Here is a 14,879-nt window from a genome sequence, read left to right on the forward strand (position 1 = left end):
CGAGGTCGGTACCGACGGCAGTCTCGGCGGCCAGGCCAACGTGCCCGGCGTCGCCGGCACCTGGAAGGACCTCACCGACAGCGTCAACTCGATGGCCGGCAATTTGACGGCGCAGGTTCGTAACATTGCCGAGGTGACCACCGCTGTGGCGCGCGGCGACCTGTCGCGCAAGATCACGGTGGACGTGAAGGGTGAAATCCTCGAGCTGAAGAACACCATCAACACGATGGTGGACCAGCTCAACGCGTTCGCCGGCGAGGTGACGCGCGTCGCGCGCGAAGTCGGTACCGAAGGCAAGCTCGGCGGCCAGGCTGAAGTACCCGGCGTCGCGGGCACCTGGAAGGACCTGACCGACAACGTCAACTTCATGGCGTCGAACCTGACTGCGCAGGTCCGCAACATCGCAGAGGTCGCGACCGCGATCGCCGGCGGCGACCTCTCCAAGAAGATCACGGTGGACGTGCGCGGCGAAATCCTGCTGCTCAAGGACACCCTCAACACGATGGTCGAGCAGCTGCGCTCGTTCGCTGCCGAAGTGACGCGCGTGGCGCGCGAAGTCGGTACCGAAGGGCGGCTGGGCGGCCAGGCCGTGGTGCCCGGCGTCGGCGGCACCTGGAAAGACCTCACCGACAACGTCAACCTGCTGGCCGCGAACCTGACCACCCAGGTCCGCAACATCGCGGAAGTCACGACCGCCGTGGCGCGCGGCGACCTCTCGCGCAAGATCACGGTCGACGTGAAGGGCGAGATCCTCGAGCTGAAGAACACCATCAACACGATGGTGGACCAGCTCAACGCCTTCGCCGGCGAGGTGACGCGCGTGGCGCGCGAAGTCGGCACCGAAGGCAAGCTCGGCGGCCAGGCCGAGGTGCGCGGCGTCGCCGGTACCTGGAAGGACTTGACCGACACCGTCAACGTCATGGCGGCGAACCTGACCGAGCAGGTGCGCGGCATCGTCAAGGTGGTGACCGCGGTCGCCAACGGTGACCTGAAGCAAAATCTCACCGTGAAGTCGAAGGGCGAGGTGGCTGCGCTCGCCGACACCATCAACAACATGACCGAGACGCTCGCGACCTTCGCCGAGCAGGTCACCAGCGTGGCGCGCGAAGTCGGCGTCGAAGGACGATTGGGCGGTCAGGCCAACGTGCCCGGCACCGAAGGCACCTGGAAGGACCTCACCGGAAACGTCAATTTGCTGGCGGCCAACCTGACCTCCCAGGTGCGCGCGATCGCGGAGGTGGCGACCGCCGTGACCAAGGGCGACCTGACGCGCTCGATCCAGGTCGACGTGCGTGGTGAAGTCGCGGAGCTCAAGGACAACATCAACACGATGATCGGCAACCTCCGTCTCACCACGGAGCGCAACACCGAACAGGACTGGCTGAAGACCAACTTAGCGCGGTTCACCAACATGCTGCAGGGCCAGCGCGACCTCGCGACCGTCGGCCGCCTGCTGTTGACCGAGCTTGCGCCGCTGATCAACGCGCATATGGGCGTGATCTACCAGGTCGACAATCCCGAGAATGCGCAGCTGCGTTTGCTGTCGGCCTATGCCAGCGACAGCAGCAATCCGCATCCGCAAATCGTCCAGTTCGGCGAAGGATTGATCGGTCAGTGCGCGCTCGACAAGCGCCAGCGCTTGGTCTCCGACATTCCCGGCGACTCGGTGCCGATCAATTCGGCGCTGATGCGGATCATGCCGAAGAACCTCGTCGTATTCCCGGTGCTGTTCGAAAACCAGGTCAAGGCGGTGATCGAGCTGTCCTCGATCTCGTCGTTCACGACCTCGCAGATTACGTTCCTCGAACAGCTGACCGACAGCATCGGCATCGTGCTCAACAGCATCGAGGCGACGATGCAGACCGAGGCGCTGCTCAAGCAGTCGCAACAGCTCGCCGGCGAATTGCAGACCCAGCAGAAGGAGTTGCAGCAGACCAACGACCAGCTCGAACAGAAGGCCCAGCAGCTTGCCGAACGCAACGTCGACGTCGAGCGCAAGAACCAGGAAATCGAGCAGGCCCGGCGCGCGCTGGAAGAGAAGGCGACCGAACTGTCGCTGACCTCGAAGTACAAGTCCGAATTCCTTGCCAACATGTCGCACGAGCTGCGGACGCCGCTGAACTCGATCCTGATCCTGGGCCAGCAGCTCACCGAGAATCCGGACGGCAACCTGACCGGCAAGCAGGTGGAGTTCGCCCGCACCATTCACGGTGCCGGCACCGACCTGTTGAACCTGATCAGCGACATTCTCGATCTGTCCAAGATCGAGTCCGGCACGGTGACGGTCGATGCCGAGGAGATTCTCACCTCGAGCCTGCTCGAGACCGTCGGGCGGCCGTTCCGGCATGAGGCGGAGAACCGACATCTCTCCTTCAGCATCGATGTCGACGCCAACCTTGCACGCAGCATGGTCACCGACTCCAAGCGGTTGCAGCAGGTGCTAAAGAACCTGCTCTCGAACGCGTTCAAGTTCACCGCCGATGGCGGCGTCAGCCTGACCGTGTCGGCCGCGCTCGGCGGCTGGAGCGTCGAGCATCCGATCCTGAACGCTGCGCCCGCCGTCGTGGCGTTCGAGGTGTCGGATACAGGCATCGGCATTCCACAGGACAAGCAGAAGCTGATCTTCGAGGCGTTCCAGCAGGCCGACGCCGGCACCAGCCGCAAATATGGCGGAACGGGCCTTGGCCTTGCCATCAGCCGCGAGCTGGCGGGCCTGCTCGGCGGCGAGATCCATCTGCGCAGCGCGCCAGGCAAAGGCTCCACCTTTACGCTTTATCTGCCGCTGAAGTATGCAGGACCGTCGGTCGCGTTGCGTCCGCAGACGCAGCCGATACAAATGCCGCACAGCCCGGCACCGTCGCTGCAGGCACCGAGCACGCAGGAGCGCGTGATCGAGCAGCTTCCGGACGACCGGCTCGATCTCGAACCCGGCGACACCATCCTGTTGATCGTCGAGGACGACCCGCATTACGCCCGGGTGCTGATCGATCTGGCGCGCGACAAGGGCTTCAAGGTGCTGGTTGCGAGCCGCGGTGCCGAGGCGCTGGATCTCGCCAAGCAGTTCCAGCCGAGCGCAGTCTCGCTCGACGTCTTCCTGCCCGACATGCTGGGCTGGACCGTGCTGAGCCAGCTCAAGCACAATCCGTTGACCCGTCACATTCCGGTCCAGATCATCACCCTCGACGAGGATCGCCAACACGCGTTGGCGCGCGGCGCGTTCTCTTTCGTCAACAAGCCGACCACGACCGAGGGCGTCAGCGCGGCGCTGTCGCAGATCAAGGAATATGCCAGGCCGCGTCGCAAGCGCCTCCTCATTGTGGAGGATAATGCGGCCGAGCAGCTCAGCATCACCGAACTGCTCGGGCATGAGGATATCGAAATCGTGACCAGCGGCACCGGAGCAGGGGCGCTGGCAACGCTGCGCGAAAATCCCTGCGACTGCGTCGTGCTCGACCTGCGCCTGCCCGACATGAGCGGCTTCGAGGTGCTGGATCAGATCCGCAAGGACGAGACGCTGTGCAATATTCCCGTTGTCGTGTTTACCGGCCGGGAACTTTCGGCTGAAGAGGACGCGGAACTGCACACGATGGCGCGCAGCATCGTCGTCAAGGGTGTGGAGTCGCCGGAGCGGCTGCTCGACGAAACGTCACTGTTCCTGCACCGTGTGATCACGGAATTGCCCGTCGAAAAACAGAGGATGCTGGAGAAGCTCAACAGTTCCGATGAGGATCTGATCGGCAAGACCGCGCTCCTGGTCGACGACGACGCCCGCAACATCTTCGCGCTGTCGAGCGTGCTGGAGCGGCGAGGTATGAAGGTGTTGACTGCGACAACCGGTCACGAAGCGATCTCGTTGGTCGAATCCAATCCGAAGATTGCGATCGTACTGATGGACATCATGATGCCGCAGATGGACGGTTACCAGACCATCGGCGCCATCCGGCAAAATCCCGCATTTGCGCGGCTGCCGATCATCGCGCTGACCGCGAAGGCAATGAAAGGCGACCGCGAGAAATGCCTGGAGGCAGGCGCGTCCGACTATCTGGCGAAACCCGTGAACACAGAGCAACTGCTGCTGGCGATCCGCATGTGGCTGCACCGCTGATCGGCGATCGAACATGATGGACCATGAAAAGGTAAACATCCTTCTGGTCGACGACCAGCCGGCGAAGCTGCTGGCCTATGAGGTTATCCTGAAGGAGCTCGGCGAAACGCTCGTCGCGGCATCGTCGGGCCGCGAGGCGCTCGAGTTCCTGCTCAAGAACGAAGTCGCCGTCATCCTGGTCGACGTCTGCATGCCCGAGCTCGACGGCTTCGAGCTCGCGGCGATGATCCGCGAGCATCCGCGTTTCCAGAAGACGGCGATGATCTTCATCTCGGCAATCCAGGTCAGCGACATCGATCGGCTGCGCGGCTACGAGATGGGCGCGGTCGACTACGTCCCGGTGCCGGTCGTGCCCGAGGTGCTGCGCGCAAAGATCCGCGTGTTCGCCGAGCTCTACCGCAAGACACGGCAGCTCGAACGCCTCAATGCCGAGCTCGAGGACCGCGTGCGCGCGCGCACCGCCGAGCTCGAGCAGTCGACCACGCGGCTGGTCGAGAGCGAGGCGCGCCGCAGCATGGCGATCGCCGCCGGCAAGATGGGCTCGTGGGACTGGGATTGGGTCAACGGCGACTGGATGTGGGACGAGGGGCAATACAAGATCTTCGGCGTCGACCCGAAATCCTTCACCCTGACATCAGACAACATCCAGGCACTGTTTCACCCCGATGATGTCGAGGAGCTGAAGCAGGCCTGGGCTGGGTTCGGCAACGGACGGACGTCTTATGAAGCCGAATTCCGCGTCATGCGGCCGGACGGCGAGGTGCGCTGGTGCGTCGGCACGGCCGCGGCCACCAGTGACAGGAACGGCAGGGTGGTGCGGGTGAGCGGTGTCACCGTCGATATCACCGATCGCAAGAAGGCCGAGGAACGCCAGAACCTGTTGACCCGCGAGGTCGACCATCGCGCCAAGAATGCGCTCGCGCTGGCGCAATCGATCGTGCGGCTGACGCGCGCGCAGAACGTGACGGCCTATGTACGCGCGGTCGAAGGCCGCATCACGGCGCTGGCGCGGGTTCACACCGTGTTGTCGCTGTCGAGCTGGCAGGGTGCCGAGATCCGCCGGCTGGTGACCGAGGAGATCGCGCCTTATTCCGAGGCCGGACAGATCCAGATCGAGGGCGGGGAGGTGCAGTTGCAGCCCGCGACCGCACAGACGCTGGCTCTAGCACTGCACGAGCTCGTCACCAACTCCGCCAAATACGGCAGCCTGTCGGTGCTGTCAGGCCGGCTCGCGATCACCTGGGAAGTGCAGGATGACACGCTGATCCTGGCCTGGGTGGAATCCGGCGGACCGCCGGTGACCAAGCCGAAGCAGAAGGGTTTCGGCACCAGAAGCGTGATCGCCAGTATCGAGACCCAGCTCGGCGGGCGAGCCGATTTCGATTGGCACGTTGAGGGCCTGGTGTGCCGGCTCACGGTTCCGCTCAAGGCGCAGGTTGGAGAGCCGGCGACCTACCGCGATCTGTCGACGACGGCCGAGCGCAAACCGATGGCCAGTTCCAGGGCCGTCTAGGCATCCTGCAAAACAGGAACCAAGCACCCGGCGCTGCGGTTAACGAGGGCTGATTGCTCCCGTTCGTAGCCTGAGGTGCTGCCGTGGATGCCCAAACCCGAGAGCGCGGGCCGTCCGTGGAGGAACCGCGGCAGCCCGGGCGCACCCCCGAGCAAAAATCTCGACCCGACCGTGCATCCTCGCCGCAACAGGATGCCGACCGCAAGCCGTCGATGCGTGACCGGCTGCGCGAGCACTGGATACTCGCGAGCGCCGGCGCCTGTCTGCTTCTGCTCGCGCTCGTTGGTGGCACGGCCTACTGGCTCAATGTCCGCCACTATGAATCGACCGATGACGCGTTCGTAGCGGCGCGTAGCTTTGCCGTCGCGTCGAAGGTCGGCGGCTATGTCGTCGAGGTCCCCGTCACCGACAACCAGCACGTCGACGCCGGCGATCTCCTCGCGAGGATCGACGAGCGCGACTATAAGATCGCGGTCGATCAGGCCAGTGCACAGGTCGCAGTCGCCGAAGCCAACATCGCCAACGTGCAGGCGCAGATCGACAGCCAGCAGGAGCAGATCAAAGAGGCCAAGGCGCAGGCGCAACAAGCCGAAGCCCAATTGAAATTCGCCGAGCAAGAGGCCGCCCGTGCGCAAGACCTCGTCGAGAAGGGGGCAGGCACGGTGCAGCGGCAGCAGCAGACGCACTCCGATCTCGATGCCCAACAGGCCAATGCAAGCCGTGCCAGGACGGCGGTGACCGCCGCCGAACTTGGTGTCAAGACGCTCGAGGCTCAGCTCAAGAGCAGCAAGGCTTCGCTGGAGCAGGCGCAGGCACAGCTCGATCAGGCCAAGTTGAACCTGCAATATACGAGCGTCGTCGCGGCCCAGCCCGGACGCGTCGTGAAGCTGAGCGGCGCGGTCGGCACCTATGTCGCGCCGGCGCAGAGCGTCATGATGTTCGTTCCCGACGAAATCTGGATCACCGCCAACTACAAGGAAACGCAGCTGACGGACATGCGTCCGGGCCAGCCGGTCGAGATCAGGATCGATGCTTATCCGGGACGCAAGCTCACCGGCCACGTGGCGTCGGTTCAGCCGGGCTCGGGCACCGCGTTCAGCCTGCTGCCGGCGGAGAACGCGACCGGCAATTACGTCAAGGTCGTGCAGCGCGTTCCGGTGAAGATCGTGGTCGACAACTGGCCCGCGGATCTGCCGGTCGGGCCGGGCATGTCGGTCGTGCCCTGGACCAAGGTGCGATGAGCGACGTTGCGGCAGGCGGCGGCGCGGCCTGGTCGCCGGAGCGGTCGGCTGCCGGTGGGCACAATCCCTATCTGATTGCCTTCGTCGTCTCGATCGCGACGTTCATGGAGGTGCTGGACACCACGATCGCCAACGTGGCCCTGCGCCACATTGCAGGCGGGCTCGCCGTCGGCATCGACGAGAGCACCTATGTCATCACCAGCTATCTCGTCGCCAACGCCATCGTGCTGTCGATCTCAGGCTGGCTCTCGACCGTGATCGGCCGCAAGCGCTTCTACATGATCTGCGTCGGCACGTTCGCATTTGCCTCGCTGCTGTGCGGGCTGGCCTGGAGCCTGGAGGCGCTGGTCCTGTTCCGGATCATCCAGGGCCTCGGCGGCGGCGGGATGGCAACCAGCGAGCAGGCGATCCTTGCCGACTCCTTTCCGCCGGCCAAGCGTGGCCAGGCGTTTGCGATCTACGGCGTCGCGGTCGTCGTGGCCCCCGTGATCGGGCCGACGCTCGGCGGGTGGATCACCGACACCTATACCTGGCACTGGATCTTCCTGATCAACGTGCCGATGGGCCTGATCTCGCTGTTCCTGGTCGGGACTTTGGTCAAGGAGCCGTCCGGCGCCGAGGAGGAGCGCAAGGAATTGCTCAAGGACGGCCTGCGGGTCGACTACATCGGATTCGTGCTGGTCGCGATCGGGCTCGGCTCGCTCGAGTTCGTGCTCGACGAAGGCCAGCGCAAGGACTGGTTCGGGTCCGACATGATCACGGGCTTCGCACTGGCTTCCGCGGTTTGCTTGATTGCGCTGGTCCCCTGGGAGCTGACGCGCAAGGATCCGATCGTCGACCTTCGTCTGCTGGGACGGCGCCAGTTCGGATCGTGCTTCCTGGTGATGCTGTGCACCGGCGCGGTCCTGATCTCGTCGACGCAGCTGATACCGCAATTGTTGCAGACCGAGCTGAACTATACCGCGCTGCTTGCCGGGCTCGCGCTGTCGCCCGGCGGCATTGTCACGTTGATCCTGATGCCGGTAGTCGGCAATCTCGTCAGTCGCGTGCAGCCGAAATATCTGATCGCGCTCGGCGGCTGCATCGTCGCATTCTCGATGTGGCATCTGACCGGGCTGAACGGCGACATTACCTATGGCTATGCCGCGCTGGCGCGCATCTTCCTTTCCGCCGGCCTTCCGTTCCTGTTTCTGCCGGTGACGACGGCGTCCTACGATGGCGTGCCGCCGGACAAGACCAACCAGGCATCGGCGCTGATCAACGTCGCCCGCAACATCGGCGGTTCGATGGGCGTCGCGCTGGCCCAGACGGCGCTCGCGCAACGCCAGCAATTCCACCAGAGCCGGCTGATCGAGCATGCCGCACCGTCCGATATCGGGTATCAGCAGACCATCGATACGATGACGCGCTATTTCCAGGCGCAGGGGTCGAATGCATCGGATGCCGCATCTCAGGCGATCGCCTGGGTCGGCCAGACCCTGCAGCAGCAGGTCGATCTCCTTGCCTATATCGACGTGTTCTGGTTGCTCTCGATCATCGGCCTTGTGATGATCCCGCTTGCGCTGATCATCAAGCCGGTCGATCTGACGTCGTCGCCCAAGGGACATTGAGGGCCATAGAGCAGACGACATTGTGAACTCGGCCGGCGGTCGAACCGCGCTATGACCTGCATAACCGAACGGACATCAGGCGAGGGGTACATGCTGAACACGAACTTTGCCGGTGTGGGTCTGACGGTCGTCATCCTCGCAGCGACCGGCATCACCCGGTCGGCCGCCGAGCCCGTGCTGAAAGGCACCGAGGCGTTTGGTGACTGGCAGCGCGACAAGCCGGGCACGGTACGCCTGATCACACCGCAGGACTTGCCCAAACCGGGTGCTACGGCTTCCAGCAGCAATTCGTCGCGCGTGGTGCAGAGGCCAGCCTCGGCGGTGCCGCAGGTGCCGGCGGGGTTCAAGATGGAGCTGTTTGCGAGCGGGCTCAGCGGCCCGCGGATCATTCGCACGGCGCCCAATGGCGACATCTTCGTGGTGGAAACCGGCCCCGGCCGTATTCACGTCCTGCGCAGCGACAACGGCGCCAGCAAGCCTGCGACCAACGAAGTCTACGCAACCGGGTTGAACCGCCCGTTCGGCGTCGCGTTCTTTCCGAACGGTGACAATCCGCAATGGCTCTATGTCGCCAACACCGACAGCGTCGTGCGCTTTGCCTACCGCAACGGCGATCTCAAAGCACAGGGCAAGCCAGAGACGATCGTCGCCCGCTTGCCGCACGGCTACGGCCATTCCACGCGTGACATCGTGTTCACGCCGGACGACAAGCGGATGCTGGTGTCGGTCGGGTCCGCCGGCAACGCAGGCGAGGGGCTTGGCCAACCTCCTGGCGGCATCGAGGCCTGGAGCCGCGACCACGCGCTTGGCGCAGCCTGGGGAGCCGAGGCCGATCGCGCCGCCGTGCTTGCCTTCGATCCGGATGGCAAGAACCAGAAGCTGTTCGCCACGGGGATCCGCAACTGCGTTGGACTTGCGATCCAGCCCGGAAGCGGCACGCCGTGGTGTTCGACCAACGAACGCGATGGCCGCGGCGACAACCTTGTGCCCGATTATGTGACGCGGATTCGCGAAGGCGCGTTCTACGGCTGGCCTTGGTATTATATCGGTGCCAACGAGGATCCCGCGCATGCCGGCGCGCGGCCTGACCTGAAGGACAAGGTGACGGTCCCCGATGTGCTGTTGCAGGCGCACTCGGCCTCGCTTGGCCTGACCTTCTACACCGGCAGCAAGTTTCCGTCCGAGTATCGCGGCGACGCGTTTGCCGCCGAGCACGGCTCATGGAATCGGTCGAAGCGCACTGGCTACAAGGTCATTCGCATCAGGCTGAAGGATGGCGTGCCGACCGGCGAGTACGAGGATTTCGTCACCGGCTTTGTCGTCGGCGACAACGAGGTCTGGGGCCGTCCGGTCGGCGTGACCGTGGCGCGCGACGGCGCGCTGCTGGTCTCCGAGGACGGCAATGGCACGATCTGGCGCGTCAGCCACGACTAACCGTTCGATCAGCTGCCGCTATCCGAGGCCATCCTTGAGGCCGTAGTCCTCGTAGATCGTGAGCGGGTCGGTATCCGGAAACAACCGGCACTTGGCCTGCGCCAGATGCAGCGTAACCGCGCCGGCCTCGCATCTCGCGGTCAGGATTTTCCGGACATCCTCCATATGCGCACGCGGCTGATGCTTTGACGGCAGCTGTTCAAGCGCAACCAGCGCGGTAGCCAGGGCCTCCGTGACCACCCATTCGTCATGTCCGGTAATTCCCTTTCGCGGCATTGCGACATCCTCCGTAGCACCGGCTGCGACATTGTAACGCGAGAAGGGTGGGGGCTGTCATCAGCCAACATGGGCAGGGCAGCAAGGAACCGGTTCGCGCGGGCCATGCCACGATGCGTCGCAGGGAACCAGCATGGCAACGCGCGGCGGCAATGATTACAACGACGGTCGCCCTTTCATCGATAACCACGCTGCCGGATGTTCGAACCCTATCTCTCGGCCTGGAGCCTCGTCCCAGACGGCGACCCGATCGCGACGCACGCCGCACGGTTGCTGCCGGTACGACGGCACGGCGAGCCCGCAATGCTCAAGCTCTCGCACGAGCCGGACGAGCGCCTCGGCGCCATCGTGATGGAGTGGTGGGATGGAGACGGCGCGGCGCGCGTCCTTGCCTGTGACGGCGATGCGCTCCTGCTCGAACGGGCGATGGGTTCGGCTTCGCTCGGTCGAATGGCGCGAACCGGCCGGGACGATGAGGCCTGCAGAATTCTCTGTGCAACGGCCGATCGGCTTCACGCCCCGCGAGCGAAGCCACGGCCGGATCTGACGCCGCTTGCGGACTGGTTTCGCGAGCTATGGCCGGCGGCCGGCGCGCATGGCGGCACTCTGAACCGATCGGCTGAAGTCGCCCAGGTACTGCTTTGCGATCAGCGCGAGATCGTAGTGCTGCATGGCGACCTGCACCACGACAACGTACTCGACTTCGGTGCGCGGGGCTGGCTCGCGATCGATCCAAAACATCTCGTCGGCGAGCGCGGCTTCGACTTCGCCAACATCTTCACCAATCCTGACCTTGCGGACCCGACATCGCCGGTCGCGACCCAACCCGGCTGCTTTGCGCGGCGGCTCGACATTGTCGTGGAAGCAGCGCGGCTCGATCGCCGGCGCATGCTGTCATGGATCGTGGCGTGGACCGGTCTGTCGGCGGCATGGTTTCTTGGCGCCGACGATCCGCTCGCCGAAATCGACCTGCAGATTGCAAAGCTTGCCGCGGCCGAGCTCGACCGGATGGGGTAGCGCCGGCAGCGGCTATGCCGCCGCAGCACTCGCTCCACTCAGCGAAACACTCAGGATTCGCCACTTCGAAATATCGAAGAAGTAGGCGGCCTTGATGCGCGCGGATGCGGGGTCCGGCGCCTGAATCGCCGTGTGGAATTGCCGCGTCCCATCGCTCAGCGAAATCCGGAATGTCTGCATTGGTCGAACCTCCACGCGCGGATGCTGCGGCAGGGAGGGTTAACATCCGGTTGCTGACGATCGCGCTCGCGCGGCGCGCTCGCTTCGCGAGCGGTCGCTTTCTCAGTTAGGCCGACGGCAAGCGCACCATCGTATCCTCGGCGCCAACGATGCGTCCGTCCTGTGCACGCAGCTCGAGCCGCCGCACCGGCAGGCCATTCTTTCGGTCGACGAGCAGCACATGCGCCTCGTCGGGCTCGAAGAAGAAATCCTCGCCCCATTGCCGGAGCGCGACGAGGAGAGGGAACAGCCCGCGTCCCTTTTCGGTCAGCACATATTCCTGATACGGGCTGCCGTCCGCCGCGGGCACGGTCTCCATGATCCCATGCGCCAGCAGATTGCGGAGCCGGGCCGAAAGGATGTTCTTCGCAAGCCCGAGGCTCTTCTGAAACTCACCGAACCGGCGCAGCCCGTCGAACGCGTCGCGGACGATCAACAGCGACCACCAGTCGCCGATCGCATCCAGCGGCCGGGCGACGCCGCACATCGAGTGCCTGTGGCTCACTCTCTTGGCCATTGCGATTCGCCTGACGCTCCTCATCCCTACCTTGATCGGCTCGCTGTCGCGGCCGCAGCGACCGTCCGATCACGACTTCGATATATCGGTTGCAAAGTAAAACCTCAAGCGATAGACCATGGTTTCAAACTGAAACCATGCGAGATTGACCGTGATCCAACCCGACGCCACATTCGCCGGCACCTTTCCCTTCTCGCCGCATTTCAGCGCGGCTCCAGGCTTCCGGATGCATTATGTCGACGAAGGCCCGCGGCACGGCGAGGTGGTGCTTTGCCTGCACGGCGAACCGACCTGGGGCTATCTGTTCCGCCGCCTCGTGACGGCTCTGTCCGCGACGCATCGTGTGGTCGTTCCGGATCACATGGGCTTTGGGAAGAGCGCGACGCCGGCGCAGCGCAGTTATTGGCTGCAGGACCACGTCGACAATCTCGAAGCGCTGGTCCACGCGCTCGACCTCACCAATATCACCCTCGTCATGCATGATTTCGGCGGCCCTGTCGGCATGGGATTCGCGGCCCGCCATCCGGATCGGATCCGCCGGATCATCTCGGCCAACGGGCCGACGCCGTTCGGGCAAAGCGACCTGTTCGAGCGCATCACGGCGAATGCGCAGATCTCGCCCTGGTTTCAATGGATCGCCAGGGCCGAGGCCAACGGCGAGCTCGAGCCGGTTCTCGGACAACTCGGCTTCAACATCCTCAGCACGCTGAAACTCAACGGCTTCGAGAACAATGCCGTCATCACCGACGCCTGGCTCTCGGCCTACGGCGCGCCCTTCGCACGTCCGGCCGACTGCCTCGGCGCGATCGGATGGGCGAAGGGCTTTGCGACTGGCGCGCATTCGTTCGCAACGCCCGATCCCGTCGCCGACCGTTTGATCCGCAGCAGACCCGCGCTCGCCATCTGGGGCGAGGCGGACCGCACCCTGCATGCGGAGCATTTCCTGCCGCTGTTTTCCGCGATCTTCCCGGCGGCACCGATCAGGCGCCTTGCCGGCGTCGGGCACTACTGCTTCGAGGATGCCCCGGAGGAAATCGGCAACCTGATTGCGGAGTTCGTCCGGCAGACGTGACCACATGCCGGCCAATACGGGGCAGGGCGCACGTCCCACGAGCTTTGAGCAATGGCGGAGCGCGTGACCGCCAACGCACTCACCTTGTTGCTGTCTGCGCCTCAATGTCGGCGCGAATGGCGCCCCAGCTCGGTACACGGGCTGGGGCGCTGCGCGATGGGAAAGGGCGGCCCTTGCGACGGTGGTGAATCTGCAAGATCGCGTCAGCAGACGTCTGCTTCAATGACCTGCGCGATGATCCCGCGTACCTGTTTTGGGATAATAGCTGGCTCCGCAGGCGTAGGTCTCTCCGCAATGTCGGCCGAGGTTGGCCCCCGGCGTGTTGGATACGGATACTCCGCCTTCTCCCTGCGCTGAACCGCGATGGTCGCGGACGGATGTTGCGAGTGGCGCGAATGCGTGCCCGCCGCCACCGGCACCCGCGAAAGCTGATGATCCTGAGAGAAGTGCGATGGTGACGCCAGCCGCGGCAATATACTTGTTCATCTGATCGCTCCCTTTGCAAACCGGATCATTCCGGCGACGGCAGGACCTTGCGCAGAGACGGGGGACAAATGCCGTGACTCGCGTCACGTTCGGCTATCGAGGCGCTGCCGCGGCGGGACTTGCGCGGTCGAAAAACCAGATTTCGCAGTGGAAGTCTGAATTGCCCACGCGTGTTGTCGCGGCGGGCGGGTTGCCAAAGTCGCTCCGACGGATTTCAATGTCGGCATGGAAATCAATATCCGATGCCCGCCATCCATGATCCCTCATCTGCAGCTGATCCAGCGCGGTGAGTATGACGTCCCATACAATCATCCCCGCCCGATCATCCTCGACGTCGGCGCGAATGTCGGCGGCTTCGCGGTCTGGGCGATCAAGCGTTGGCCGGGCTGCGAGATTTATTGCTACGAGCCGCTTCCGGACAATTTCGCGATGCTGGAAGCAAATGTTGACATTCTCGCCACAGCTCGAGTCTCGAACAGCATCCATGCTCACAACTTCGCCATCGGCGACCCACTACACACTCAGATGTTTCTGGGTAAGAACAATTGCGGCGAGGCCAGTTTCTTCGACTTGGGAGAACAGGCGCGAAGTTCAGTCTCGGTCGCCACCAAGCCGCCGACGGTCATGCCGCCGGCACAGATCCTAAAGATCGATACCGAAGGGTGCGAAATCGAGGTTCTGTCGGGGCTGAAGTCGATCGACTACGACGTCATTCTGCTCGAATACCATTCCGAACGAAACCGGCGAGAGGCGGATGCGTTGCTGCGCGACTACACGCTGACCGGCGGCTATGGGCGCGGCCCGCATCGCGGCATCCTCAAATACATGCACTCGCGACTGATCGCATCGTCCGAACAATCGCGATAGTTGGACCGATGACGCCAGAACGCCCCACATGTTCAGCATGAATGACGATTGCCGCGATCAAGGCCAATCCGGCATCGCAGATGTCGGCGCGGGAGCTGGAAATCCTTCGGTTGCTTGGTCGTGGCGACAAGATCGTCGACGTCGCATCGGCGCTAGGCTGACCCGGTCGAGAATTGAACTGGCCGCGTGCGGTGACGCGGCCAGTCATTCATTGCCGGAAGAACGAACTGCATCGTCGGGGCAATGGAAGCGACGAATGCACCTCTCCGGCAATCTCCATGGGAAATGATCGACGGCTCACCAACTGGGGAATGACCAACCTTCCCACTCGGGATCGCGGTAGCTCGCAAAGCGCTGGCGGCGCTGTGCAAAGTGCCGGCTTCTTTCGCGTTGCGCGTACCGGGGGGATTTTGCGTGCCGCAACGTCTGTTCGGGTGCCTTAGGCAGGGACAGCCGAGGCGGGTCGGCTTGCGCCACGGCTGCGGGTTGAGGCGCTACAGTTTCGGCGGTCAGCGGAGCCGA

The 14,879-nt window shown here is 64.0% G+C and carries 10 protein-coding genes and 1 pseudogene; 9 read left to right on the forward strand and 2 right to left on the reverse strand.

Annotated features, from left to right (window positions below; genetic code table 11):
* The 5 genes from H8A92_RS22095 to H8A92_RS22115 all read left to right on the forward strand — a co-directional run.
* Window positions 1-4,105 (forward strand): response regulator (locus H8A92_RS22095; protein WP_229197695.1); only part of this gene is annotated, 4,105 nt, incomplete at its 5' end.
* A 16-nt stretch (window positions 4,106-4,121) separates the two neighbouring features.
* Entirely contained in the window at window positions 4,122-5,618 is a 1,497-nt protein-coding gene (locus H8A92_RS22100) for a sensor histidine kinase (RefSeq protein ID WP_229197736.1), read from the forward strand.
* A gap of 83 nt (window positions 5,619-5,701) precedes the next feature.
* Entirely contained in the window at window positions 5,702-6,859 is a 1,158-nt protein-coding gene (locus H8A92_RS22105; protein WP_229197697.1) for an HlyD family secretion protein, read from the forward strand.
* A complete protein-coding gene (locus H8A92_RS22110; RefSeq protein WP_229197698.1) occupies window positions 6,856-8,469 on the forward strand; it encodes a DHA2 family efflux MFS transporter permease subunit in 1,614 nt (537 codons plus the stop codon). The genes H8A92_RS22105 and H8A92_RS22110 overlap by 4 nt, the downstream gene beginning before the upstream one ends.
* A gap of 90 nt (window positions 8,470-8,559) precedes the next feature.
* Entirely contained in the window at window positions 8,560-9,903 is a 1,344-nt protein-coding gene (locus tag H8A92_RS22115; protein WP_229197699.1) for a PQQ-dependent sugar dehydrogenase, read from the forward strand.
* Window positions 9,904-9,921: 18 nt separating this feature from the next.
* On the opposite strand, the gene H8A92_RS22120 is transcribed toward H8A92_RS22115, so the two are convergent.
* Entirely contained in the window at window positions 9,922-10,179 is a 258-nt protein-coding gene (locus H8A92_RS22120; protein WP_163153833.1) for a hypothetical protein, read from the reverse strand.
* A gap of 198 nt (window positions 10,180-10,377) precedes the next feature.
* Here H8A92_RS22120 and H8A92_RS22125 point away from each other — a divergent pair, with 198 nt between their 5' ends.
* Complete coding sequence (locus tag H8A92_RS22125; protein ID WP_229197700.1) at window positions 10,378-11,196, forward strand: aminoglycoside phosphotransferase family protein; 819 nt, start codon at window positions 10,378-10,380, stop codon at window positions 11,194-11,196.
* A gap of 286 nt (window positions 11,197-11,482) precedes the next feature.
* Here the strand turns inward: H8A92_RS22125 and H8A92_RS22130 are convergent, their stop codons facing one another.
* Window positions 11,483-11,932, reverse strand: a complete 450-nt coding sequence (locus H8A92_RS22130; protein ID WP_229197701.1) for a winged helix-turn-helix transcriptional regulator — start codon at window positions 11,930-11,932, stop codon at window positions 11,483-11,485.
* A 151-nt stretch (window positions 11,933-12,083) separates the two neighbouring features.
* Here H8A92_RS22130 and H8A92_RS22135 point away from each other — a divergent pair, with 151 nt between their 5' ends.
* The 3 genes and pseudogenes from H8A92_RS22135 to H8A92_RS41050 form a co-directional block, all read left to right on the forward strand.
* Window positions 12,084-13,004: an alpha/beta fold hydrolase gene (locus H8A92_RS22135; protein WP_229197702.1), complete on the forward strand. Its 921-nt coding sequence runs from the start codon at window positions 12,084-12,086 to the stop codon at window positions 13,002-13,004.
* A gap of 711 nt (window positions 13,005-13,715) precedes the next feature.
* Window positions 13,716-14,357 (forward strand): FkbM family methyltransferase, encoded by a 642-nt coding sequence (locus tag H8A92_RS22140; protein ID WP_229197704.1) that lies wholly within the window; start codon window positions 13,716-13,718, stop codon window positions 14,355-14,357.
* 50 nt (window positions 14,358-14,407) lie between these two features.
* Window positions 14,408-14,515, forward strand: a pseudogene (locus tag H8A92_RS41050) (DNA-binding response regulator); the annotation flags it as partial.
* Between the last annotated feature and the right edge of the window lie 364 nt (window positions 14,516-14,879).

It is taken from the genome of Bradyrhizobium acaciae (assembly GCF_020889785.1).
Classification (GTDB): Bacteria; Pseudomonadota; Alphaproteobacteria; order Rhizobiales; family Xanthobacteraceae; genus Bradyrhizobium; species Bradyrhizobium acaciae.

What these genes read in the sequence shown, in the direction of transcription:
- H8A92_RS22100 (WP_229197736.1), top strand. Translation starts at nt 4,122, where the DNA reads ATGGACCATGAAAAGGTAAACATCCTTCTGGTCGACGACCAGCCGGCG.
- H8A92_RS22110 (WP_229197698.1), top strand. Translation starts at nt 6,856, where the DNA reads ATGAGCGACGTTGCGGCAGGCGGCGGCGCGGCCTGGTCGCCGGAGCGG.
- H8A92_RS22115 (WP_229197699.1), top strand. Translation starts at nt 8,560, where the DNA reads ATGCTGAACACGAACTTTGCCGGTGTGGGTCTGACGGTCGTCATCCTC.
- H8A92_RS22120 (WP_163153833.1), bottom strand. Translation starts at nt 10,179, where the DNA reads ATGCCGCGAAAGGGAATTACCGGACATGACGAATGGGTGGTCACGGAG.
- H8A92_RS22125 (WP_229197700.1), top strand. Translation starts at nt 10,378, where the DNA reads ATGTTCGAACCCTATCTCTCGGCCTGGAGCCTCGTCCCAGACGGCGAC.
- H8A92_RS22130 (WP_229197701.1), bottom strand. Translation starts at nt 11,932, where the DNA reads ATGGCCAAGAGAGTGAGCCACAGGCACTCGATGTGCGGCGTCGCCCGG.
- H8A92_RS22140 (WP_229197704.1), top strand. Translation starts at nt 13,716, where the DNA reads ATGGAAATCAATATCCGATGCCCGCCATCCATGATCCCTCATCTGCAG.